The sequence below is a fragment of the Novosphingobium fluoreni genome, assembly GCF_014196615.1.
Lineage (GTDB): Bacteria > Pseudomonadota > Alphaproteobacteria > Sphingomonadales > Sphingomonadaceae > Novosphingobium > Novosphingobium fluoreni.
Genome location: NZ_JACIDY010000001.1, coordinates 61,281 through 86,518 on the forward strand (window position 1 = coordinate 61,281; position 25,238 = coordinate 86,518).

The window sequence follows — 25,238 nt, forward strand, 5'->3', positions numbered from 1 at the left end:
CGGGTGCGGGTGGCGAAACGCGATCGCTCATCAACCCCGCACCATGCGGCCGGCGCTCAAGACGGGCGCCTGCACCGCGATGCAGGACTCTAACCCGCCGGCATTAGCGCCGGAGACGGGGCCGACGGGCTTTTGCGAGCTTTTCCCGCCGGTCGTCCTGCGCATCAAAGCCGAGCTGGCGGTCCCGCTTTCGCGTTCCCCCGCCAGCCGGTCGCACGATGGAACGTCGAGCCAAGCCTGTCGCGCCAGGCCCGCGCCGGCCGCAACGCTTGGCCGTTGAACTCTCCCCGGCGTTATCCCGCGCTCGCCTGCGGGGGATGGCGCATGTCCACCCCCTACCCCAGCCGCCGCGACAGCAGGTTGCGCGCCTGGCTGGCGATCTGGGCGAGCATCGCCGGAGCGACCGCCGCGTTGCCCTCGGCGCGATCAATCATGGCGCGGAAGGCATGGATCGCCGTCTGCCGACCCGCTGCCCAGGCTTCCACCGCCGCCACCGGGTCCTCGCGATCGGCCTTGCTCTTCGCCAGTTCGGCCAGGAACTCCAGCCGCATCTGCTGGAAATCACGCGCGAGGCCGGCAACCAGCAAGCGCTCCCACGGATCGGACGGGCTCATCACCGCGGCACTGGTCTGCGCCCAGTCCAGGCCTAGCGCCGCGCCCAGCCGCGTGAACGCGCCCACCAGGCGGCGGGGCGCGATGCCGGTCTGCTCCGCCAGCGCGGTGATGCCCACCGCGCCATCCAGATCATAAAGATGCGTCACCGCCGCCGCATCGGCTTCGGGTGCGCCTTCCTCGACCAGCGCGGCGCTGATCCGACCCGAATGGGTGCGGCCGCTTTCGCCCAGCAGATCGCGCGTCTCACGAGCCAGCAGCGCGACACCGCTGCCCAGCCGCTTGATCAGCTCGGCCGGAGCGATCCGCCCCGCCCCCACGCGCAGCAGGTCCGCCATATGGCTGCGAACGGCATGGGCCATCTTGTCGAACAAGGCGATGCGGGCCGTCTCGGTCATCGGCTCGGTCTCGATCCGCCGCCACAGGTCGTCCAGGTTCAGCAGCCGCTGCGCCAGCGTGAACGCGGCGGCGACTTGTCCCAGCGTCGCGCCTTCCTCTTCGGCCAGTTCGAAGGGATGGATCACGCCCAGGCGGTTGACCATGCAATTGGCGAGCTTGGTGGCGACGATCTCGCCCGCCAGGCGGTGCTCCTTGATGAAGGTGCCGAACTTCTTCTGCATCGCCGGCGGGAACGCGGCCAGCAGAACGCCTTCCATGCTGGGATCGGTGGCGAGCGGGCTGTGCTCGATCGCATCCTGCAACACCAGCTTCGCGCTGGAGAGCAGCACCGCCAGTTCGGGCCGGGTCAGTCCCCGGCCATCGAGCGCCCGGCGCGAAAGCGTGTCGTTATCGGCCAGCCCCTCGGTCCGGCGATCCAGGTTGCCGCCTTCCTCCAGCGTCTCGATCAGGCGCAAGTACGAAGGGATCGCCGCCCCGCCGCCGCGCTCGGCGATCGAAAGAGCGAGCGCCTGGAGCCGGTTGTCCTCCAGCACCAGCGCGGCGACATCGTCGGTCATCGCGCGCAGTAGCTTCACCCGCGCCGGTTCGGTCAACTTGCCCGCCCGCTTGGCGGCGGCCAGCGCGATCTTGATGTTCACCTCGTTGTCCGAACAATCGACGCCCGCCGAATTGTCGATGAAGTCGGTGTTGATCCGGCCGCCCTTGCCGCCCGCGCCCACTTGCGCAAACTCGATCCGCCCAGCCTGCGTGGTGCCCAGGTTGGCACCTTCGCCGATCACGCGGGCCTGCACCATGTTGCCATCGACACGCACCGCATCGTTGGCGGGATCGCCCACGGTGGCGTTGTTTTCGGCAGAGGACTTCACATAAGTGCCGATGCCGCCGAACCACAGCAGGTCAACCGGCGCCTGCAGGATCGCGCTGATCAGCGCCTCGGGCTCCAGCTCGCTCGCCTCGATGGCCAGCGCGGCGCGGATTTCGGCGCTGAGCGGAATGCGCTTCATCGTGCGCGCGAACACGCCGCCGCCCTTGGAGATCAGCTTCTTGTTATAATCGTCCCAGCTGGACACCGGCAGGTCGAACAATCGCTGGCGCTCGGCCCAGCTCTTGGCCGCATCGGGCGCGGGATCGAGGAAGATGTGCCGGTGATCGAACGCGGCCACCAGCTTCAGCGACTTGGACAGCAGCATGCCGTTGCCGAACACGTCGCCCGACATGTCGCCGCAGCCCACCACGCGGACCGGATCGCTCTGCACGTCCACGCCCAGTTCCAGGAAGTGGCGCTGCACCGAAAGCCAGGCACCCTTGGCGGTGATGCCCATCGCCTTGTGGTCATAGCCCTTGGAGCCGCCGCTGGCGAAAGCGTCGTCCAGCCAGAAGTCATGGGCGATGGCGATGCCGTTCGCCACGTCGGAGAACTTGGCCGTGCCCTTGTCCGCCGCGACCACGAAGTACGGGTCTTCCCCATCGCGGATCACCACGCCGTCCGGATGGACCACCGCGTTGTCGACGATGTTGTCCGTGATCGACAGCAGCGTGCGGATGAAGATTTCGTAGGCTGCCTGCCCCTCTGCCGCCCAGCCCGCACGATCGCGCTGCGGATCGGGCAGCAGCTTGGGATAGAAGCCGCCCTTTGCGCCGGTCGGCACGATCACGGCGTTCTTCACCCGCTGCGCCTTCATCAGGCCCAGGATCTCGGTGCGGAAATCGTCGCGCCGGTCGGACCAGCGCAGGCCGCCGCGCGCAACAGGTCCGGCGCGCAGATGGATGCCCTCCACCCGGCGCGAATAGACGAAGATCTCACGCCACGGCACCGGCTTGGGCAGGCCCGGGACAAGCGCGGAATCAAGCTTGAAGGCCAGCGCCCCGTTTCCGTTGTTGGGGACACTCGCGGGTGCGAAGGCGTTGGTGCGCAGGATCGCTTCCACCAGGCTGCGATAAAGCCGCAGCACGCGGTCGTCGTTGATCGCGGCGACATTGGCCAGGCCATTGCGGATCGCCTCTGACGCGGCCTCCTCCGCCTTGTCGCGGCTGCCCTTGAAGGCGGGATCGTGCCGCGCACGGAACAGCGCCATCAGTCCCTGAGTGATAGCGGGCGAGCGGCCCAGCGCATCCACCACGGTGCCGATGGTGTAGCTGATCCCGGTCTGGCGCAGATAGCGGTAGAAGGCGCGCAGCCAGTCCACCTCGCCGGCGGCAAGCCCGGCTACGATCACCAGGCGGTTGAACGGATCGTTCTCCGCCTGCCCGTTCAGCACGGCGGCGAAGGCGCTTTCGATCGCCTCGGCCCGGTCCACCAGCGGCGCGGCGGGTTCCCCGGCGGGAAGCTCCAGCAGGAAATCATGGATGATGCCCATCCGCCCCCGATCGAGCGCGGTAGGGATTTCGGCGAGTACGCGGAACCCGAACGCCTCCAGCGCCGGCACCGCGTCTGACAGCGGCAGCACGCCTTCGTTCTGGTAGATCTTCAGGCGCAGCCGCTCGTCACTGTCGGTCGGCAGCCGATAGAGCCGCACGTCGCGGCGGCTGTGCGGGCCGGACGCGATCTCGGCCTCGCTGCCCGCAAGGCGGCGCAAATGGCGGATGTCGATCGCGGCTTCGGCCGGGCCATAGTCGCTGCGGTAGCCCAGCGGAAACGCCTCGGCATAGCGGCTGGCGATCGCGGTGGCGCGATTGCCCTCGCCCCCGTCAGCCGCGACGGCGGCCTCCACCGCCTCACCCCACCCGCGCAGCAGCAGCCGCACTTGGGTATCCAGTTCCACCTCATCGGGCGTGGACGGCGCATCGCGGATATCCAGCACGAAGCGCAGCATGGCCACGGTGCCGGATTCCACCTGCATGGACCAATCCAGCACGTCCACGCCCTCGGTCTGCTCCAGCAGCGCCTGCACGCGGCCGCGCATCTGCGAGGAGAGCTGATCACGCGGGAGCCAGACGAACGCGATGGCATGGCGCGAAAGCGGCGCTTCCACCAGCAACAGGCGTGGGCGCGGGCGATCGACCTGCGCGGTCATCGCCGTCGCCACCCGCTCCACATCGGCATCGCTGAAGCTGACCAGCAGATCGTGCGGTAGCGCGCCCAGCGCATGGCGCAGCGCCTTGCCGGTGTGGCCGTTGGGATCGAAGCCGAAGCGGGTGTTCAGGTTGTACAACTGCGTGCGCAGGCGCGGGATCTGGTCTGGCGGGGTGGACAGCGCGGCGCTGGTCCACAACCCGGCATGGACCGAGATCGCGGTGACCTTGCCACCCTCGATCACCGGCAGCAGGAACAAGTCCAGCGGCACCCGGCGGTGGACGGTGGCGACCTGGTTGGCCTTGACGATGATCGGCGCGCGCACCGTGCCGGTCTTCACCTGCTCGTCAAAAGCGGCGAAGGCCCGCTCGAAGCTGGCGTCGGCCAGAATCGCCTTGGCGCGGCGGCAGATGCCCAGCAACTGGCCGTGGCCGCCCTCCCGCTTGCGCGTGATGTGGCCCAGCTGGGTCAGGTTGCCATCGGCGAACCAACGCAGCAGTTCCGCGCCTTCCTCGTCCTGCGTCAGCCCATCGGCTTCCTGCTTCATCAGCGCCACCATGCGCGGGTAATCGGTGACGGCGGCGCGCACATCGGCCAGCACGGCAGCCAGCGTCTGCGCCAGTTCGCGGCGCTGGCGAGCATCGATGCGCGCAGCTTCGATATAGATCAGCGATTCGCGAGACACTTGCGCCTGCTCCTTGCCTGCGCGAGGCGCGGCGAGGCCGGTCAGTTGCCCATCGCCATCGCGGGTGGCGGTGATGACGGGGTGGACCAGGCGATCGATGGCGATGCCCATTCCGGTCAGCGCCCCGGCAACCGAGTCCACCAAGAACGGCATATCGTCGTTCACCAGCGCGATCCGCAGAAAGCGGCGGCCACCATCTTCGCTGGTGGAGGCCAGCTCGATCACCGGCTCACCCGGCGCGCGGCGGCGCGCGGCGGCCAGCAGGAACTGCGCGGTTTCCTCTACCCAGCCCTTCTCGAACGGGCCATCGCCGGGCAGCAGCGATTCCCGCACCCGAACCGCGATCGCGGCGCCGATATCGCCGGGGGCAGCGCCGCTTTTGCGACGCGTTGCGGTCTTGGTACCTGCGGCCATGTCCTGTCTCTCCAAACCGATCGCGACGCCCGCCCCGTGCGCCGCAACATTGCCGGGATATAAGCCATGCGCAAGCAACGCCCAGCCCCGTGCTTACGGCGCTTAACGAAACGGAATGGCGTCAGGCTGCATCGAATTTCGGATAACTCAAGCAATGTAACGCGCGGCCGCTCGCGCCCGTCAGATGCTCATCTTCTTGAACTGGAATTCGGGGATTTTGCGAATGGCTAGCATGATGCCCTGCCACACGGGCCGCACGTAGATCACGTCCTTGCCCTTCTCCACCGCCTTGAAGATCGCGTTACCCACTTCGGCGGGTTCGGCGGTGAGCTTGGCGGGCAAGTCCAGCCCCTGTGTCATCGCGGTGCGCACGAAGCCGGGCAGCACGGTGACGACATGCACGCCGGTCTTGTCCTTGGCGAGGCGGTTGCGCAGGCCGGAAAGGAACGCGGTGAACCCGGCCTTGGCCGAACCGTAGACATAGTTCGCCGCGCGTCCTCGCTCGCCCGCGACCGAGCTGATGCCCACCAGCGTGCCCGATCCGCGCGCCACCATCTTGTTGGCCAATACGGTGAACAGGCTGGCCGGTCCTTCAAAATTGCTGCGCATCACCCGCGCCATCTCTGCCAGCGAGGTCTCGTTCTGCTTCTGCTCGCCCATGAAGCCGACGGTGCAGACCACCACGCCCGGCAGCACGGGCAGGCCGGCCACGAAAGCCTCGTGACTGGACAGGTCCAGCGCATCGACTTCGTGCAATGACACCTGCGCGCCATAGCGGGCGATCAGGTCCTTGCGATCGTCCGCCAGCGCGGGGGCGTTGCGCGCGGCCAGTTGCACGGCATAACCCTTGGCGGCGAAGGCGCGGGCGGCGGCGATGCCGATATCGGATCGCGCCCCGATGATGAGGACGGATTGGGTCACAGGGCGAGCCTTTCGGATTGTAGCGAACGAAAGCGCGCAGCGGCACCGCTGGCCTCCCGCATTTGCGTGAATGCCTTAACGCGCGGATCGGACAGCCGCAGCCGCTCGGGCGTCAGCAGGCTATCCTTGGCAAGGTAGAACCTGCCGCCGTGATCGATGGCGATGGCCTCCAACTCGGCAAACAGGCCGGGCGTCTGTTGCCGCATCGGGAAATCCAGCGCCAGGGTATAGCCCTCCATCGGGAACGAGAACGGGCTGTCCTGCGCCCCCATGCGCTTCAGCACCGCCAGGAACGAGCCTTGCCCCGATCGCGCGATTTCACCCAACATCGCGGTCAACCCGGCATGCGAGGCCTTCAGCGGAATGACACACTGGAACTGCGCAAAGCCGGTGCGGCCGTAAATGCGGTTCCATTCCAGGATCGCATCGAGCGGGTAGAAATAGCTGTCGTAATCGATCAGCGAGGCCCCCGCCTGCCGCCGCCCGTTGGCGTAGTAGAGCGTGTTGAACGCCTTCACCGAAAGCGAATTCAGCGCAAAGCTTGGGAAGTCGAGCGGCACCGACTTCTTGCCCCGCGATTTCTCCACCCAGCGATCGGCGTGCTGCTTTTCGGTGAGATCTGACAGGGTGGCATGTTCGCCCAGCATCACCAGTGAACGGCCGGTCGCCGCGCCGGATGCCAGGCAATCGATCCAGCCCACCGAATAGGTTGCATCCTGGGCTTGCTCGAACAGCGCCATCGCCGTGGCGAGATCGGGGGCGGGCCGCATCGTCTGCTTGATCCAGCCGGTCTGTACCCTGGTCAGCCGCAGCGCCGCGCGCAGGATCACGCCGGTCAGGCCCATGCCGCCGACCGTCCAGCCGAACAGCTCCGCCTCCTCATCGCGGCTGGCGCGGCGGATCACGCCATCGCTACCCAACACGTCGATCCAGTCCACGAAGGCGCCGAACGAGCCGTGCTTGTGATGGTTCTTGCCATGAACGTCAGAAGCGATCGCCCCGCCCAGAGAGACGAACTTGGTGCCCGGCGTCACCGAAGGAAACCAGCCCCGCGGCAGGAAAAGCTCGATCAGGTCCGCCAGCAACACGCCGGCTTCCGCCACAACTTGCCCGGTCTGCTCGTCAAAGGCCAGCACCCGGTCCAGCCCGCGCATATCCAGCGTTTGGGCCGGGTTGAGCGCGCTATCACCATAAGCCCGGCCATTGCCGCGCGCGATCAGACCACCCGCGTTCCGGGCCAAGGCGCTCTCCACCCCGGCTACGTCGCGCGGCCGCACAACGGCGCATTCGGCTTGCGGAAAACGGCCCCAACCTGAAAGCTTCATCGCGTCAGCTCCGCCCGGTGCAACACCGCATCGGTGAACACGAACCGCCGATCAAGCTGGTATTTCACGACGTAGCCCACCGCCAGGCCCAGCACCGCACCCAGTTCGCGCATCGCCTCGGTGCGCCAGACGAACCAGAACAGGCTTTCGCTTCCCCAGAAGATCGCCGTCGTGACCAGACCCATCGCGGTATAAAGCCCGAACTTGGCGCCATGCTGCTTCATGCCGGTACCCACGTCGAAAAAGATCCAGCGCTTGTCGAGGATATACTTGATGACGAGGCCAACGAAGGTGCCCGCGATCATCGCCGCGCCGAACACGGCGGTGGCCCATAAGCCCTGCGGCACTATCCCCTCCAGCCAGCCGGGCCGATGGTTGCCCAGCCGCATCACCAGGCGCTGCGTGCCCAGGTTCGCCACGGTCGCAATCACGGCGAACACCGCATAGCGCACGATCAGCGCCGGCAGGGTCAGCGTGGCTGGTGCGGGATCGGCGCGGCTCACGGGATGGTCGCCGCCATCACGAAGCCGAACATCAGGACGCCGCAGATCATGCTGACCTTGTCCTTGGCCGCGAACACGATCGGGTCGTCATGCATCTCGCCGCGATGCGCCTTGAAGATCACGCGGCTGATCCAGAACAGCAGCACCGGCGTCACCCCCCACAGCGCTTCGGGCCGCGTGTAAATTTCGGTCACCGCATCGGAACTGAGATAAAGCGTGATGACCAGCACCGAAACCAGGCCCGAGGCGGTCCCCATCTGCGAAACGAGCTCCAGGTCATCGGGGTGATAGCCGCGCCCGACGATCTGGAGCTTGCCCGCTTTCACCGCGTCCACCAGTTCTGCCTGCCGCTTCACCGCCGCCAGCGAGAAGAAGATGAACAGCGAGAACGCCGCCAGCCACACCGAGATCGGCAGCCCCGTCGCCACTCCGCCCGCAACGACGCGGATGGTGTAAAGCCCGGCCAGCACGCAGATGTCGATGATCGGGTACCGCTTCAACGAGAGCGAATAGGCCGTCGTGGTGATGAAGTAGATCCCTAGCGTCAGCAGGAACAGCGGCCCCAGCAGCGCGGCGATGGCGAAGCCGGCCAGCAGCAGCAGCACCGTCACCGGCAGGCCCAACTCGATCGCCGCCGCACCGCTGGCGAAAGGCCGCTTGCGTTTGCGGGCGTGGGCACGGTCGGCCGAGAGGTCGAGCAGGTCGTTCACCAGATAGACGCTGGAGGCGACCAGGCTGAACGCCACGAATGCGCCCAACGTGCGCAGCAGCAGGTCGGGGTCGAGCAGCTTGTGCGCCCCGGCGATCGCCAGGAAGACCAGCACGTTCTTGGCCCATTGATGCGGGCGCAGCGCCTTCAACAGCCCCTTGGCACTTCCGGCGGGCGGCTGGATCGCGTGGAAACTTGTGTGCGCCTCGGCCCTGGCGCGCACGCGGCCCGAGCGGCTCTTGACCACCGCATGCCCGGAATTGCGCCACACCGCATCGTCGGCATGGGTATCGCCGACATAGGCATAATTGCCCTGGCCATAGCGCTCAACTAGGAACGCGGCCTTGTTCGGCCCCTTCAGATTGCGCACCCCGTCAGAGCCGAACACCTCGTCAAACAGCCCAAGATGCGCGCCGATCCGGTCCGCCAGCCGCTGGTCCGTCGCGGTGACGAGCGCCACCTTGCCGCCCTGCGCCCGCCAATCGCGGATGTAGGCGATCACCTCATCATCGTAGGGCAGCACGGTGACATCGACGTTGGACCGCTGCGCCAACATCGCCTTCAGCTGCGCCTTGCCCCTGCCGAGATGCGCCGCCGCCGCGAAAGGCACGCGCCAGTCATGGGCAAAGGCGGACCAGAACGTCTCATGCAGCATGTTGGACCGCAGCAACGTGCCATCCAGGTCCACCGCAAGGACGAGCGGGAGCGTGCGGGAAGAGCCGCCCTTCACCAAAGGTATCGCGATCTCGGCAAGCGTCACGCAGCGGCCCCCGCCATAAAGCCTGGACGCTGCCGGTCTGTCATGCTGCCCTTCACCATTGCCTGTCGCCGTAGAAGGAACAGAGCCGCCAAAACCATAGATCCGATCCCGGATGCGTGGATCGACCAGATCTGCGGCTTACCTGGAACACGCGAAAAAATCGTTACCTGCTGGGCCCTTTCGCGATGCCATATCAGCCTTGCAGCCCCGCCACTCTGCAAGAAGCTACCGGGCACGGCGATACGCCGCATCGCATGGCGACCGAAGTTGCGACGACATCTTTCAGCCATGCATGGCATCACCCACGAAGGCTGTGCCAAAGCGCGGCGAGATGAAGAGCGCTGCACTATCGCAGGCCTCATATCGATAAGTTCGACCCCATTTCTGCCACGCCTCCGTAAAGGTACGTGCCCTTCAACGTTATCGCCTTATCATCGAAGAATTGTCGCTGCCAGCGATGATCTTGCACCTGGCGCTAGGGGCTGCGCTTCAGCCATGCCGGAGCCGATCGCCACAGCAATCAGTTTAGGGTTTGGAGTGACAACCGGTAAGAATCTCACGCGCCTGAGAATTTTTCCCAAACGACCAATGTTTGAAATCAAGGTGACTGATGGCTTGGTTGATACAAGCCACGACTTATGGCGTCGCCATCACCCGCTTTCGCGGATTTCTTCGGCACGACATCATACTGAAAGACGATCTGCGAATGCGCATTGCGGTCCAGCGTCGGCCCAGCCGTTGGCACCATTCCCGTGTTCCACCCGTAAACATGGCAGACGGCACGGCCGCCGCAAAGCACTTGCGCCGCACCCTTGCGGCCCAAGGGTCCAGAGGCCGCATTCATTTCGAGAAAGAACACGCCCTCATCCGGGAACATGCGAACCAGGCGGTTCCCGTCGAGCAGCTTGGGAGTGAGCATCGGCGCGGTGGGGCTTGCCGCGCTCGATGGCGGCGGCGCCAGTCGCCTCGCAATCGGGACAAGGACTGAAGCCCCAGGAGTGAGATTGGCGTCGGCGATCTCGGGCGTGAGGCTGCGGATCGCACCAAGATCGCGAAGCGCAGGTTCAACAGCTTGTCCACGCTCCTGGCCCAACTCAGCCGGCCGATCCAGGAAACCGGCCGCCACTAATTGCGATGCGGCAGGTTCCGGCACCAATCGCTTGCCACGGCCCGCTCCGGCAGAGCCCCAGTAGCCGGGCCACCGAAGGAACAAGTGCGGCCCTACTTGAGCGATCTTTTCCAGCTTCGGGCTCCACCACGGAAAGACGCCCTGCGTATGGTAATGCGTAGCCAGGCCCACCGCCGGCAGGACCAGCCCGTCCAGCATTCGATCCGCACGCGCAAGCGCGCCGGCGATGGCCGTTGCCGAATAACGGCGCGCCAGAGAGCCATCGCAGGTGAAGGTGAATTGGCACCCCGTTTTCCGCTCGCTTCCCTGCAGAACGACACCGCAGACACTGCCTGGAAAAGCGGGATGTGCCACTCTGTTCAGCACGACTTGGCCGACTGCCAGTTGGCCCAGAAGATCGCCCGGGCCAGCTTCGTACAGCATCGCTGCTGCCAGGCAGCCCCGCGCCAATGGCCGATCTTGAAGCGTGATCCGGCCAAGAAACGGCCGCGCCGTCGCGCCGACTGCAACGAATGGCTGACGCGCGTTCAGTGAGAGGGCATCGTTCCCCGTCACCGGGGCCGGCGTGGCAGAGCCGACATCGCTATCGACGGTCGGTACGCCAGGCAGTGCGGCTAACACCGTCAGGCTCGCGGCGTCATCCAGTGGCCTTACAGACCTGATCGTCGTGACCGAACCCGCCGCAAAAAGGGCCAGCACCGAAAAAAACGCGATCAGTACGATCAGAGCGATAACCTGAGGACGCGCCGAACGGCTCGTCAGCATTGCGATCCAGGGGCGCACAGTTTGCCATACACCGCCTCGCACCGCCCGTCCGACCGGTCTGGAGCCGGGCAGAAGATCGACTCGTGCTTCTGAGAGAGAGATTGCCGTCACGAACCTGAGCCAATCAATCTCACGAAGCGCGATCGAGGGGGCGAATGATGAACCAGATATACGCGATGGCGCCAAACATCAGAATGGCTGCGGGCACCGCCCATCCGCCATTGCCCACTTGATTCGCGATCATGCAGATCGCTGCTGGCGGCAGATACTTCCACACCGCGTCATGGGCAGGCCTGGGCCCGACTGAGCGCTGCAGATAGACAACTGCCAGCGCCGCAAATATCGCGACCGTCAGCCAATCGAACACCGTCGTCATCGTCTCAATACCTTCAGGAGGAAGTCAGCGCCCCCACGCAAGAGCCCAGCGCTCCTCGTGGCGAAGGCCGAATTTCAGTGGCCCGCAAAGCGCAGTTTTCCTGCAGTGGGTTCGGCGTAACTCCCCAGCATCATATCGCTGCCGGCAGGGACCTCGGTCAGCACAAGGCCCATCACAGAGCTTCCGGCGCGAGCCAGAACCGTGATGGCGAATTCGATGGCCTGGCGCGACGTATGCTTCCAACGTGTCAACAGGACCACGCCATCGCTGACGGCGGCGATCACGCGCGCTTCCGCCACTTGTAGCACAGGCGGCAAATCCAGAATGATAAGATCGAACTGGTCGCGGGCTTCACCGATCAAAGCCTGGAGTTGGTCGAACGCGATCGACTGACCCGCCTCGATCACCTCCCCGACCGGGAGGAGTCGAGCCGGAGTAAGACCGTCGATCACCAGGCAATCGTTCAGCTTCGCCTCCCCGCGCAGGACCTCGACCAGGCCCGGGCCGAAACGACCGAACCCGAAACGCTGGTGGAACGTCGGGCGCTGCAAATCGCAATCTACGACCAGGACGCGACGGCCACGCAAGGCCTGGCTGCGACCAAGAGCGATCGCGGTTGTCGATTTGCCCTCGCCGGCCTGCGGCGATGTCAGCGCGACGACGCGGGGGTGGACCTGTCCGGGCGGGAAGATACCCGCAGCCAAGGCCCGAAGAGATTCGGCGTAAGGCGAGTTCGGCGCTTCCACCACTTGGTTGATGATGGCCAGATCGTCTTCGTTGCGCAGCCTCGGCACGGCGGCCAGGAACTCGATCCCGAAGATGTTCTCGACCTCTTCGGGCGAACTGACACCCACCGCGAACACCTGCCGGATCAACGCCACGATGGCGAACAGGATAAAGCCCAGCACCGCGGCGACCGCCATGTTCAGGCCCAGCCTCGGGCCAGAGGGATCGATCGGCAGGGGCGCAAGGGCGGCAATCCGACCGTCGGCCTGCTCAATCCCGCTTTGCGTCGAGATTTGCGCAAGGCGAGACATATAGGCCTCCAGCAAGGTCTTCGGCGCTGCAACTTCCGCTTCCAATTCGCGCAGCCGGACTGCCGCCTTGTCGGCTCCGGCCAGCTCGCCTTCGGTTGCCGAAAGCCGTCCGGCAATTTCCGCCGCGCGCCCCGCAGACGCCTGGGCTTGCGCCTGCAGGCCTGCCACGACCCGGCTTCCCTGTCCCGCGAGCAGTCGATTGATTTCCTGCAGTTGCTGGCGAGCGGTAATCAATTCAGGATGATTGGCGCCATAGCGACTGGCCAGTTGCGCTACTTGCGCGCTGGCCGCCGTCTGCTGGGAGCGAAGGTCCGTCATGCCGGGCGCATTGCTATCACCCAGGTTATCGGTTCCGCGTGCCAGCTGCGCGCGCGCCGCATCAAGCCGCTTGGCATCCTCCGCCGCCTGTGCGCGGGCTACTGCCAAGGTTTGGTTGTAGCTGGATATTTCCTGTTCGGTGAGCGTGCCGAGCGCGGTGTTCCCATTCAGGCCGACTTGCGCCTTGTAAGTGGCCACGGCAGCGTCCGCCGCCTTCACCTGCCCCCGCAGTCGGGCGATCTCGTTTTCCAGATGAAGCTTGACCCGCGTGTTCTCCTCAACTCGGACGCCCACCTGTGAATCGATGTACGTCTGCGCGTAGAGATTGGCCATCCGTTGCGCCGTTTCTGGATCGTTGGCACTGTACCGGATGTCGATCAGATAGGTCAGGCCGACGCGATTGATCGAACGATGCTCCAGGATATCGCGCACCACCAGCGATGCATCTTCCTGCTGCTGCTGCGACATGCGCGCGACGGGGACATCGGGGATCAACCCGGCCCGCCGCGCGACCTGGAACGCCATCCCGGACGACGAAAGCATCTCGACCTCGGTATCCACCACGCTCGAGTCCGCAGGCAGGGGGGAGACGACATCCTCCAGCCCTTGCACCACCTGCTTCTTGCGCTGGTCGAGCAGGACGCTTGCCTTGGTTTCGTAGACCGGGTCCTGCCGCCAAGTGTAGAGCGCGGCCAGACTCAACATGACGACCATGATGCCCAAGAACAGCTTGTAGTTGTCCTTAAGGAAGCGCGCGAACCGTGAACCATCCAACTGTGCCGCCCCGGCACCGCCCGAGTAACCGGTGTTGTCTTCCGGACCAAGGTGCCGTCCACGCTCTGCGAGCGCATGATGCTGAGCGGCCGATAGTTCGTTGCTCACGTGGATAATCCTGTTGAGAGTACGCCGCTGTGTGACAGCGACGAGGTTGTGATCAGCCTGTCACTCCGCCTTTGGAACGAAATGACGGTCATGGCTTGAAGAGGACACCAATGCTGAGGACGTTGTCCGTCAGCCGAAGACCCAAATTGGCAGGTCGTGATGTGATCCGCAGATGGTCGTACCGCGCAAACAAAGTGACATGGCGATCTACGAGGTATTGCCCACTCAGGCCAACATGCGGCCGTCGCTCCGTGCGCTGCGGTAACTGGAACTGATTGGTTTCATAATCGGCGAATCCCGAAATAAGGACATAGCGATAGAGTTCGTGATCGACACGGATCGCGGCTCTGGTCCGCCGATAACTTGGCGCGAGGGGATTGCCCGCTTCCTGCAGCGTGCGAGAGGCATCGAAAGTGACGGTGGTCAGCCGCGTGGGAAAATATTCCACTCGCGCACGCCCACCAAAGCCGCTGAAGTCCCGAATGCCGGGACTGCGAAAGTCCTGCTTTATATAGCCAAGCGCCACTTCGCCGCGTAGCAGATCGGTGAATTCAAAGCTGACGCCACCGAGCAGCTCGACGCGGCGGGCTGACCTATCCGGCGTCGACGAACCCGGCTGCAAATTGTAATCGATCTTGCTGACCGATCCGTTGACCAGCACGGCCAGATCCGCGGTGATGGCATATTCCGCCCGCGCACTAGCCTGATACCGCGTTCGGTTCAAATCCCGGGAGTTTAGAACCGCACCGTCGAACGTCCGTAAATCGCCATATGTAACGCGTGCCACCGTTCCATTTGCAGAAAGCCGCATGCGACTACCCTGCCAGGTAAGCTGGCCTCCTCCCGTTGCGGTCTGATAAGCAAGCGGCTTTAACGAGTTGCGCAATGCTCCCGGTGCATTGCGTCGCTCTACGTCCCGACGCAGCCCCGCAAACCCGTAAAGGCGCACCTCATTGCCGGCATCGTAGCGGCCCTCACCCTGGACAGAGTACGTCTCCGTGTTTTCAGTCTTCAAATTGAGGAAGCGCGTCACGCCTGCAGACGCCGTGAGACCAACCTGATGCCTCGTCCAGTCCGAAACGGCGTTAATCGAGGGCTGTATCGAGAGCGCGGCATCACTTTGCCTGTCTTGCGATCGGGCGCGGACATTGTCATCGAACGCGACAACTGCCGTGATTCGCGGATAAATGATGAAGCCGTCTAACCGCTTTCCAACTTCTTCGAAGCCGGATTGCACCCGTTCCGAAACAGCGACGGTACGCTGTCGGTCGAATACGGTACCAACGGTTGGCGAGGCGGAAACATCCTGTGCACGTGCAGCATGGCCCGACAGCACAAGGGCGAGAGAACCCGCTCCGCAAAAAAGTCTGATCGCCACATAAACCATGAGCGAGGTACATATCGCCCGATTGATGCCGGGCAATCCGAATTGCCACGATGATCGATGTTGTTCGTGTTGCGAGCGCGCAAACGTGCGGTAATCTTCACCTAGTAAAATTGCTTAGATGTAGGGGCTTTTCCAATTGCCCTTCAAATTATGCGTGAAACGACGGTCGATTTTGATCCGATTTGGGTGGATTGTCTCCGCTGAATACGTGCAGAACAAAGGTTTCGATATAATGCGAGCGAAAAACACTCTTTATCGCTACCTCGGCGTTTGGGCCGTGGCGTGTCTGCCGCTCCCCATCGGTGGTTGCGCGTCCACCGATCGACAGGCTGCGCCGACAGTTGCCGAAGTACGGGAGTACCGATTGGGCGCAGGCGATGCGTTGCGCTTGATCTTCTATGGCGAGGATAAGTTGAACGGCGAATATAGTATCGCCAGTGACGGCCGCCTCGCCCTGCCGCTAATCGGCACGATCGACGCGGGCGGAAAGACGCTTCCACAATTGCAGGAAGCTGTCCGAACCGCATACGCCAAAGGCGGCTATCTGCTTGACCCGAAGGTCGCGGTGGAGATTTTGCATTACCGCCCCTTCTTCGTTCTTGGAGAGGTGAACGCCCCTGGCCAATATCCCTTCATTCCAGGCATGACCGTGCGCCAGGCGATCGCAACCGCCAAAGGCTACACATACCGCGCGCAACAAGGTTCCGCCATGATCACCCGGTGGGGGGACGCCAGCGAAGTCTCATACAAGCTCTCGCCCGGAACCGCAGTAAACCCCGGCGATACCATCCGCGTCCCGGAAAGACATTTCTGAGGGCCGCGACATGACCAACTTGGTGCCAGACACCCTCCAGAAGGATTTACCGGCTAGCGGGAAGTCTCTGTCTGCTGCAGTCGCTGACACAACTCGGCTTGAAGGCGTGCAGATACTTCGAGCGATAGCGGCGTCGTTGGTCGTTTTCGGACACCTTCAAGGCACGATCCGTACGCATCCGGGTGAATTTGGTGCATTCGCGCCCGTTCCTATAAATGGCGGGATCGGCGTTGATATATTCTTTGCGATTTCCGGTTTCATTATCGTTCATTCGGGAAGTCGTCTGGTCGGACAACCGGGAGGAGCCCGCATTTTCCTCATCCGACGTCTGGCTCGTATCATTCCGATGTACTGGGCCGCTACAGCGCTATCGATCATGCTTGCCCTCTGGAGTGCGAAGAATGTGCCCTCGCTCACTCACGCCATAGCAAGTTTTGCCTTCTTCCCTGTTGCAGGCACACACGTTGGAACGTTCTACCCTGTTCTCGATCTCGGATGGAGCTTGAACTACGAAGTTCTTTTCTACACCATATTTGCGTTATCGATGGTCGTCTCGAGCCGTCATTACATTCCCGTGGCGCTCTCGATTATCTGCCTGTTTGCGGTCGTAGGACATCAGGAGAAGTTAGGTGGCGCATTGGAGTTTTGGACAAGCTCGATCATTCTGGAGTTCGGCTTCGGCATGCTGATCGCGTCAATTTTCCAAAAGCGCCGCATAACGCTCCCGCGACTATATAGAGCTTCGATGATACTCATGGGAGCGACAATCTATATCTCAGATCCCTTTGGCTTGTCGAAACAGCCAATCACTCCCAACGACGTAACCCGCGTTCTTGGTTGGGGGATCCCTGGATTGCTGCTGCTTGTGACAGCTATCTCAACGCCCCTGCGGTCTGACACCGCGATAAAACGCCTTTTCCTTCTTCTGGGTGATGCGTCATTCGCACTCTATCTGTTGCATCCTTTCGTTATTACCGCCTCCAGGCACATCTGGTCACGGATGATACCTGCAAATGCAGTTCCTGCTGAAATGTTCTTGATTATTGCATTCAGCCTATCTTGTGTAGCAGCGGTAGCCTTACACAGATGCGAAACGCCGCTTACAAAGCGGCTGATCCAACAATTAATCGGCAAGCGATTTACGGCAGGCGCCTTAAAACAAGCCTCCGCGCTAATCTCGCCCAAATCAGAAGGTGAAAAGATTGTGATCGCGCCATCTGCGGGCCAGCAGACCCTTTAGGAAACATGGATGCCGACTTCTCAAAATCCTAGCCGCGCACGCACTGTACGGCGGCGTAGCTTGGCAGTACAGCGAGAACGGTTCGTGCTCAGCACTGGGTTGGAAACAGGGTTCCTTCTGCTGGCCCTATGCCTCAGTACCTACGGCGCTTCGCGCTGGCTCTCATCTGTTCAGCCCTGATTAGAGCGGTTTTCGATGACTCTGGTTCATATCCGCATGGTATAAAGTAGCTGGCGCATTAGCGGGGCTGGAAGATGTCGACGAGCCTGCCGATCTACCCCCACAGCCCGCTGACGATTTATTCGCCCGCCTTGCGCAGCAAGGCCTTGAGGCGGGAGAAGGCCTTTTCAATGGAATTGAAGTCTGGGCTGTAGGGCGGGAGGAAGCGCAGGGTTGCTCCGGCGGCTTCGATCCGCTCTTTCACGGCCGCCCGCTTGTGGCTCGAGAGGTTGTCCATGATGACGACGTCGCCGGGCCGCAACTCTGGCACCAGGACCTGCGCCACATAGGCTTCGAACCAATCGCCGTTGATCGGCCAGTCCAGCACCATCGGCGCGATCATGTCGGTCATGCGCAGGCCGGCGACCAGCGTTGTGGTCTTGCGATGGCCATGCGGGAAGCCCATCCGCAATCGCTCGTCCTTGGCGCTGCGCCCGTGGCTGCGGGTCATGTTTGTCGCAATCCAAGTCTCGTCGATGAACACGAGGCGTTCGGGTTCGAAATCGATCTGGCCGCCGAACCAGCGCTGGCGTTGCCTCAGGACGTCGGGACGGTCTTGCTCGATTCGCGTGACCGGTCTTTTTTTGCGCGTGATCCCGTGACGGACGAAGAAGCGATGCACCGTGCCGATCCCGACCATGGCGCCGCGCTCGATCAGCCGCGCCTGAACCTTATCCAGAGTCATGTCGCCCTGCTCGGCGATCAGTTCCCGGATGAAGTCGCCGTGCGCTTCGATCTCACCCGAATGCCGGTCGCCGCCGCGTCGCTTGGCCACGGCACGGCCATGTTCCAACGCAAAGCGACGCCAGCGGATCGCACTCGACACGCTGACATTTAAGCGCGCCGCCGCCGCATGGCGGCTCAGGCCGCCGTCAATCGCGGCGACAACCCTGTCCCGAAGGTCTTGTGAAAGCGTGCGTGCCATCCATGCTTGCCTCCTGCCACCAGCAGGACGTCTGAATCACATTAAGCCGCAGATGGGAATCCTCGTCGAGTCAGTTAGTGTGGAAACCGCTCTAGACGACACTTGAGCCAAGCACATCATAGAAGCCTGGGTCCACGGCAAAACTCGCGTTGGTCAGAAGAATCCTGGACTTGTAACAGTTTTGTGCCGGTCGCCTATCTCATTTAGCCACCTTGGCTTCGAACGCGAGCGGGCTGATGCCGCCCAGATATGAGTGTCGGCGGCGGGTGTTGTAGAATCCGTTGATGTACTGGAAGATGGCAGCTTCCGCCTGACGCCGCGTCGACCAGCTCTGCCGCCAGATGAGTTCGGCCTTCAGGGATTTGAAGAACGTCTCGATAGAGGCGTTATCATAACAATTACCCTTGCCGCTCATCGATGGACGCAGGCCATAGGCCAGCAGCTTTTTCTGATAGTCATAGGAGCAATGTTGGCTGCCGCGATCCGAATGGAAAAGGCAGCCCTCTGGTGGCTGACGCAGGCGTACCGCCATCTCCAGCGCCCTGATCGCCAAGTCCTTCTTCATTCTGTCACTGACTGCCCAGCCCACGACGCGACGGCTATGCAGGTCGAGAATGACGGCAAGCTAGAGCCAGCCCTCCGACGTTCAGATATAAGTAATGTCGCCCGCCCATTTACGGTTGGGCGCATCGGCGGCAAAATCCCCGTCCAGCCAGTTTGCGGCGATGCCGAGACGATGAAGGCTGTCAGTCGTGACCTTGTGCTTGCGCGTGCGGACCGGCTTGATCCCGTTGATCTTCATCAGTCGCCCGACCCGGCGCTCGCCAACATCGAGACCCACCTCTCTCAACTCCATTGTCATCCTTGGACGACCATAGCTACCAAGGCTGAGGCTGAACTGTTCTCGGATATGGGCCAAGCACTTTCATATCCGTGCGCGCACGTTGGCTGATCGGTCGCGAGCGCCAGGAACGATAGCCGCGTTCACTAACAGCCATGACACGGCAGAGCAGTTCAACGGGCCACCGGTGCCGCCAGCTATGCACAAAGGCGAACTTCACAGCCTTTGGCTCGCGAAGAACTGCGTGGCCTTTTTTAGTACTTCCCCCTCCTTGCGCAGCACACGGTTCTCAAAGCGGAGCCGTTCGTTCTCGCGGGCCAGATCTGCCTGCGGCGCTGACACCAGATCAGTTGGTCGATACTGCGACACCCACTTGCCCAGCGTCGATTTGCCAATCCCCAAATCCGATGCGCCCCGATCGCGTGGTAATCCGCTGGTCAGCGCAATCCGCACCGCCTCCAGCTTGAACTCTTCTGTATGCTTGATCATCTCGCCGGCCTCCTGTTGCGAGCTCTAATCGCTCAGGTGACCGGCGCAAAACCGTTACAAGTCTAAACTTCCACGCGCCACGTGGCGGAGCGCCTTACCCGGCCGCGGCGCCAAAGTGTCAGCACACCAGTCAACTTCGTGGGCCTTCAAGCATCAGCATTTTTGCGCTACCGGCAAACTATTTACGACAAAACCAAATAGATAAGACCGGCAGCTCATACTCAGCAACCAGCTGCCAAACCAAGTCCTCACTTTCTACGAGTACATCTTCGACTATTCCTGTGAGGAGCGACGCCAGTTTGTTAATAACTTTTGAAAAATCATAACTGTTAGCCGGCGCTAGTCGGCACAACGGTCCTTATCAATACAGTTGATATACTTATTTAAACTCCGATCAAAGCTATTGCTAGCGCAACCATCGTGCATCAAGTATACAAACAAGTTCATCAGCAGGTCAAAGCGATTGACCTCGGCCACTTCGGAGCCCGATCTTAGACCAAACTTAACCGTTTCCGCTCGGTGCCGATGATAGCGTACGCCCTCCAGAAATTCGGAAGGCGAAAGAGGACGATAAAAAAAGGTTATGATCCGCCTCCGCGCCAACCTTGCCTGCGCCAGGCCATTATTGATCGCCTTATCTTGCTCGCCACCGGGCCATTGTCATTTCGGATGATGCCGTTGGACAAGTCAAGCTTCTAGTCGCGGCGAGCTCTAGTTCAGCATTTTATGCTGAAGAATGCCGAGCGATAATAATGGGCGAACGTCGAGTAGCGCGGGAAGCCGTGTTTACGGATTTAGCCTGAATGACGTTTGCCTACTATCTGCTGAAGGCGATCGACTTGTTCTTGGACCTACCGGAAATGCCCGAACACCTGCAGGGGTTCCAGATTGCAATCGGCCGCCCCTCAATCGACCCTGAACTGATGCCCCGCAGGCTTATCGTGATCCACGGCCTTGGGGTCTAATCAAATTGCCGCCGGACCGGGTATGTGCGTCTGAACTTGGCTTGTTGCTCCTTTTGCCGCCTTGGCCTAGACGGCGAAATCTCAGATCACTGGACGTTTTCAAAGGATCACCATGGTTGCTCTCGCAAGAGTGATCTGTTCCGCCAGTTTTCGAGGCGACTGTGCGATGTTGTATCCAGGAAGGGCAGGTTACAGTCCACGGTTTTGCGCTTGATCCGTGGCTAGGCCAATCGATAGACCTATGTCGAGGTATCGCACGTCCTCATGACCAATATGCCAACACGTGTTATCGAGAACATATTGCCGTTTTCGACAACGCCCTCTCGGATGGTTCAACTTCAGCCGCGCCAGGCGCATCTCGCTCGTCGATCCAGCAGCATCGCGAGACGTCGGCACGCGGCAAACGCGCTGATCTCTGTTAATTCACCATTCACCTGATCGACGTCGACAACGCCCCGATCATCGCTGTCCAACCGAGCACGGCTATCCGTCAACCGGAAGTCACTGCGGCCAGACCGATGATCGAGCGGACGGCCCACCGCCAGGGTGAATGGCTACGCAAGCTGATTGGCGACGCTGAGACGGCTCTGCAGACATGCTTGTCCGGCTCGCGCACCAATGGACAATGAGCCGCACTTAACCGTCTTCGATAATTCCGTCCGGTTAACGCGTTCTTTCGAGCGCGGCTTTGTCACTTTCCATCATGACGACTACAGCCATGTTTGTCCTCAAGGTAAATGCCTGAGACTACGTAAAAGAAATCTTGCGTCATTTTAGTCAGAGGTAGACAGGCACGATTCCATTCGTCATCGAGCCCGACAATGGGACTACAACAGCTGTGAAATCAAATCACACAGACCCTACGCAAACCAGCCTTGCTTGGTAGTCTGCCCAGCTTGAAGTGAATCGACATCATTCATTTGCCGCAATCACGCCTTACTACCCTTTCGCAGACAATTTCTTATTCTTCATGATCGTGAATGGTTATGAAACATATAAATATCCCTAAAGATATTTATCGTAAATTATACGCGATAGCATCACATATATTTTGACAGTATTATTTCTTTTATCACTTTATACATTGGCTTCTCTATGGTTATATTTACAATAAACGATAAAACTCTTACTGATGATACTATTAATACAATAAATATGATTGGAGATATATCTAAATTATTAAAAGAAATTACCTTTGATACTATTTTAATGATGAAAGGATGAAATAGATAAAGTGCATATGATGCCTCACCACCTCGTAAAAGGAATTTGACCAGCCCGCTTTCCGGTACGGGAGAACCTGTTAGAATAACACCGGAGACTATCAACCAGGCTGGCATACCAGCAAATAACGCACGAGGCAGGTACGGAAAAGTACCTGCCCCTTTCAAAGCTGTCACAAGCCCCAAACCTAGGGCGACCAACGCGAAACCTTGGGCGACACTCAGACGCTTGTCTGATTGATAAAGTATAGCAAGCAAGACCCCCCCGAGAAACTCGAACACCAGTGATTGCCCCCAAAAGGACAACCAGGCTGGTGGATGAGGAACACAGTTTGCTATCAGGACGATTGCCGTCAGAGCGAATGTCAAAAATATCAGTCCGGCACGTAGCCGAAATATCATAGATAAACTAAATATGGCGTAAAATAAAAATTCGAAATTAAGAGTCCATCCGAGCTTCAGAATTGGCGCGACATCACCGGTATAACTTTGCGTCGGGAAAAATAAAAAAGATCCAAGCACGTGAATAAGCGTGATTGTGTTATTTATCGACGCCCTATCGATTAGCAGGATAGCAACAAGAGTTAGTAGAGTAGCTATATAGTATAAGGGGGCGATGCGAAGAAACCGGCGCATTATGAAATCGACGCTAGCGCCAGATTTTCCAAATTTGTCCTTCGACACGTGAAGCATTATAAAACCACTTATCACAAAGAAAATGTCAACGCCAAACCCTCCATCAATTAGATCAAACGGCCTAAAATTGGTGAACAGGCCTGATTTAACTATTTCATGCTGAATGTGCGCGAGCACGACCGCAAGTGCAGCAACAAATCTGAGTATTTGAATACCATTGAGATAGGTGCCGTCGCGACCTCCGGTCCGTATTGGCGATTGAGCTTGTTCACCTATGGTCATTGTTGCGTACGATCCGTGAAAATGAGGTCGAGAAGGGACCGGGCGCTATTGGACCATTGAAATTTTTCTATGCGTTTAATCACAAGCTCGCCCTGTGACACGCGATCGGGTGGCATGTTCCAGTGATGGCATAATAGCTCCGCCAGGGTGTCCGGATCGGTAGGTGGAAAATATGCTGCCGCCTCCCCACAAACCTCACGGACGACGGGGATATCGGCCGCAATAACAGGACAGCCCTGCACCATCGCTTCCAAGGGCGGAATACCGAAACCTTCATAGAGGCTTGGAAAAACAAACGCCTTTGCGTTAGCGTAAAGGGATGCAACTTCCTCATCAGTTCTGTGGGGCGCAAGAACGATGTCAGGCCCATACGCGGCCCGGCTGCCGGGAAAAACCTTTGAATCCAGCGATCCCACCAGCACCAGACGCGCACGTGGAATTTGTGCCCGGTGAAACGCCTCTAGCAATACGCTGAGATTTTTATTGGGCGTCGGGTTTCCAACAAATAAGAAATATTTTTCGCGTTCGATGTCTAACTCGTGCAGTACCGCATCATCCGTTGCTCTATTGAGCAAATGGTCACAGCCATTTGTGATAATGCTTATGCTCTTCGGAGGGCGGCAGAAAACATTTGAAATTTCGGCTTGTGAGAACTGAGATACAGTGCCCAAGTCACTATTTCTAGCGACAATTCGCCCCATGGCTTTATGGCCCGTCCGATAACGCCAGCCAAAATTTTCCGGTGTCCGAAAAACAGCGACATCATGGATAATCACAAATTTGTTGCGGTGGAGAAGTGGTGCCGAGTTGCCAAGATTTATCAACCTATCTCCACGACTTGCCCTCAAGAGATCATATTGCTCCCATAAATGCCCTCCACGATTGCCAACTGTTTCAATATGGATCGCATTCAATCGATAGCTAGTATCAGCACCAGGCGGTACCATTAATCGCCATCGGGTCTTCATCCGGTAATTAGGTTCGTTCTCGATTATTCGGTCAAGAGCCTTGACCAATTCCCGACTATATCTTTGCACACCACTAATCTTCTGCGTCAGAAAACGCCCGTTTATGGTGATCGATTTCGGGATTGTTTTGGGATCCATGTTTCCACCGCAGCGATATCGGGAGTTTACGTTATCGTTATACTGCACCTAAGCTCACTTTATCCACCCACCAGTGTCGGTGGAGCGGAACGAGTTGCCGCCATATTGGGTGAGACGCAGGCTAGCGCCGGGCACCAGGTCTATGCGTCGTCGTTGGTCAAGGCGCCGCAGCCCCCCTCCCATCGCGGTGGCGTAGTCGCTTGGCCGCTCCGGGCGCGCAATCCTCTATGGATACAGACCTCGGCAAAATACCCCGCACCCGTGCGCCTGGCGAACAAAGTCGCCACCGTCTTCAACGGACGTATTAGCTCCGAATTCGGGATTCTTCTCGACGACATCCAACCTGACGTGCTGCACACGCACTCCATGGTCGAACTGCCGCCATCTGTCTGGGGTCAAGCTGCTCGGCGACATATCCCGGTCGTCCACACGCTGCACGACTACGACCTGCTTTGCATAAGGGCTGCCCTTTTCAAAGACGGCCACAAATGTGAGCAGCGCCATCTGGTCTGTCGCGCATTGTCTGCTCCCAAACAGGCTTTGCACAACCATATCGACGTGGTCGCCGCCGTTTCCGCCACTGTTCTGGACACGCATCGTCAGCACGGGCTTTTTGGACACCTGCCGGTCAATCGCACCGCGGTAATCTGGAATCCCACGCGTGCCGAGAACAGCCCTGTGACACGCAAGCCACGACCTCCAGGCACACCCTTACGGTTTGGCTACCTCGGACGGCTCGTGGGTGAAAAGGGCTTGGGCCTAATACTGAAAGCTTGCCGGCTCATTCCCGCCGAGGGCTGGACGCTTCGAGTGGCTGGAGAAGGCCCAGAGCGGGTAGCGTTTGAGGCGATGGCATCCTGGCTGCCGGTCGAGTTCCGTGGCTATGTGAAGGCGGCTGAGTTTTTGTCTGAAATCGACGTTCTTATCTGCGCCCCGCTATGGGATGAGCCGTTCGGGCTTACAACGTTGGAAGCCTACAACGCAGGATGCCGCGTGATCGGAACCTCGAGCGGGGTGATCGGCGAGGTGGTGGAAGCGATCGAGCCGGGGTGGACGATCGCGCCTGGCGACATCCAAGCCTTGGCGAATGCCATGAGCAAGGCTTTACGCGAAGGTTCGGCGCTGCCGGATACGCGGCGTAGTGCAGCGAGTGGCCTGCTTCGTACGCTGGATCCGAAGGTCGTTTCGGCGAAATACTTGGAACTTTACGATTTGGCACGTGCCGTGAAGCGGCACGCGGCAGCGAAAAATGGATAAGTCCTT

15 protein-coding genes and 2 pseudogenes are annotated in these 25,238 nt (G+C 60.5%); 4 read left to right on the forward strand and 13 right to left on the reverse strand.

Translation table 11 applies throughout. The annotated features are described in order from the left end of the window. Nucleotides 1-335: 335 nt before the first annotated feature. From GGR39_RS00250 to GGR39_RS00290, 9 genes are all read right to left on the reverse strand, one after another. Nucleotides 336-5,123, reverse strand: coding sequence for an NAD-glutamate dehydrogenase (locus GGR39_RS00250; RefSeq protein WP_183615393.1), 4,788 nt, complete (start codon nucleotides 5,121-5,123; stop codon nucleotides 336-338). A 180-nt stretch (nucleotides 5,124-5,303) separates the two neighbouring features. Beyond that, the gene (locus GGR39_RS00255) at nucleotides 5,304-6,044 is read right to left on the reverse strand and encodes an SDR family oxidoreductase (RefSeq protein ID WP_183615394.1); all 741 of its coding nucleotides are present in this window, start codon (nucleotides 6,042-6,044) and stop codon (nucleotides 5,304-5,306) included. Then, a complete protein-coding gene (locus GGR39_RS00260; protein WP_183615395.1) occupies nucleotides 6,041-7,369 on the reverse strand; it encodes an FAD-binding oxidoreductase in 1,329 nt (442 codons plus the stop codon). The genes GGR39_RS00255 and GGR39_RS00260 overlap by 4 nt, the downstream gene beginning before the upstream one ends. Continuing rightward, the gene (locus GGR39_RS00265) at nucleotides 7,366-7,872 is read right to left on the reverse strand and encodes a GtrA family protein (protein WP_343055739.1); all 507 of its coding nucleotides are present in this window, start codon (nucleotides 7,870-7,872) and stop codon (nucleotides 7,366-7,368) included. The genes GGR39_RS00260 and GGR39_RS00265 overlap by 4 nt, the downstream gene beginning before the upstream one ends. Continuing rightward, the gene (locus tag GGR39_RS00270; RefSeq protein ID WP_221225888.1) at nucleotides 7,869-9,341 is read right to left on the reverse strand and encodes a UbiA family prenyltransferase; all 1,473 of its coding nucleotides are present in this window, start codon (nucleotides 9,339-9,341) and stop codon (nucleotides 7,869-7,871) included. Before GGR39_RS00270 ends, GGR39_RS00265 begins: the two co-directional genes overlap by 4 nt. Before the next feature lie 598 nt (nucleotides 9,342-9,939). After that, nucleotides 9,940-11,235, reverse strand: a complete 1,296-nt coding sequence (locus tag GGR39_RS00275) for a cell wall hydrolase (protein ID WP_183615396.1) — start codon at nucleotides 11,233-11,235, stop codon at nucleotides 9,940-9,942. A 130-nt stretch (nucleotides 11,236-11,365) separates the two neighbouring features. Beyond that, the gene (locus tag GGR39_RS00280; RefSeq protein ID WP_058735024.1) at nucleotides 11,366-11,611 is read right to left on the reverse strand and encodes an XrtV sorting system accessory protein; all 246 of its coding nucleotides are present in this window, start codon (nucleotides 11,609-11,611) and stop codon (nucleotides 11,366-11,368) included. A 74-nt stretch (nucleotides 11,612-11,685) separates the two neighbouring features. Then, nucleotides 11,686-13,848, reverse strand: coding sequence for an AAA family ATPase (locus GGR39_RS00285; protein WP_183615397.1), 2,163 nt, complete (start codon nucleotides 13,846-13,848; stop codon nucleotides 11,686-11,688). A gap of 88 nt (nucleotides 13,849-13,936) precedes the next feature. Further along, on the reverse strand, nucleotides 13,937-15,271 hold the full coding sequence (locus tag GGR39_RS00290; protein WP_221225889.1) for an outer membrane beta-barrel protein: 1,335 nt from the start codon (nucleotides 15,269-15,271) through the stop codon (nucleotides 13,937-13,939). A gap of 118 nt (nucleotides 15,272-15,389) precedes the next feature. On the opposite strand from GGR39_RS00290, the gene GGR39_RS00295 reads away from it, so the two are divergent. Then, a complete protein-coding gene (locus GGR39_RS00295; RefSeq protein WP_183615399.1) occupies nucleotides 15,390-16,049 on the forward strand; it encodes a polysaccharide biosynthesis/export family protein in 660 nt (219 codons plus the stop codon). A 10-nt stretch (nucleotides 16,050-16,059) separates the two neighbouring features. Then, nucleotides 16,060-17,289, forward strand: a complete 1,230-nt coding sequence (locus GGR39_RS00300) for an acyltransferase family protein (protein ID WP_183615400.1) — start codon at nucleotides 16,060-16,062, stop codon at nucleotides 17,287-17,289. A 238-nt stretch (nucleotides 17,290-17,527) separates the two neighbouring features. Here the strand turns inward: GGR39_RS00300 and GGR39_RS00305 are convergent. Then, nucleotides 17,528-18,433 (reverse strand): annotated as a pseudogene (locus GGR39_RS00305) (IS630 family transposase). A 199-nt stretch (nucleotides 18,434-18,632) separates the two neighbouring features. Further along, nucleotides 18,633-19,763, reverse strand: a pseudogene (locus tag GGR39_RS00310) (IS3 family transposase). Nucleotides 19,764-20,566: 803 nt separating this feature from the next. On the opposite strand from GGR39_RS00310, the gene GGR39_RS00315 reads away from it, so the two are divergent. After that, entirely contained in the window at nucleotides 20,567-20,728 is a 162-nt protein-coding gene (locus tag GGR39_RS00315) for a hypothetical protein (RefSeq protein WP_183615401.1), read from the forward strand. 1,040 nt (nucleotides 20,729-21,768) lie between these two features. On the opposite strand, the gene GGR39_RS00320 is transcribed toward GGR39_RS00315, so the two are convergent. Then, a complete protein-coding gene (locus tag GGR39_RS00320; protein WP_183615402.1) occupies nucleotides 21,769-22,869 on the reverse strand; it encodes an acyltransferase family protein in 1,101 nt (366 codons plus the stop codon). Beyond that, nucleotides 22,866-23,975: a glycosyltransferase family 4 protein gene (locus GGR39_RS00325; protein ID WP_183615403.1), complete on the reverse strand. Its 1,110-nt coding sequence runs from the start codon at nucleotides 23,973-23,975 to the stop codon at nucleotides 22,866-22,868. The genes GGR39_RS00320 and GGR39_RS00325 overlap by 4 nt, the downstream gene beginning before the upstream one ends. On the opposite strand from GGR39_RS00325, the gene GGR39_RS00330 reads away from it, so the two are divergent. Beyond that, nucleotides 23,901-25,232: a glycosyltransferase family 4 protein gene (locus GGR39_RS00330; RefSeq protein WP_281374410.1), complete on the forward strand. Its 1,332-nt coding sequence runs from the start codon at nucleotides 23,901-23,903 to the stop codon at nucleotides 25,230-25,232. The two genes, GGR39_RS00325 and GGR39_RS00330, sit on opposite strands and share 75 nt — an antisense overlap. The last annotated feature ends 6 nt before the right edge of the window (nucleotides 25,233-25,238 follow it).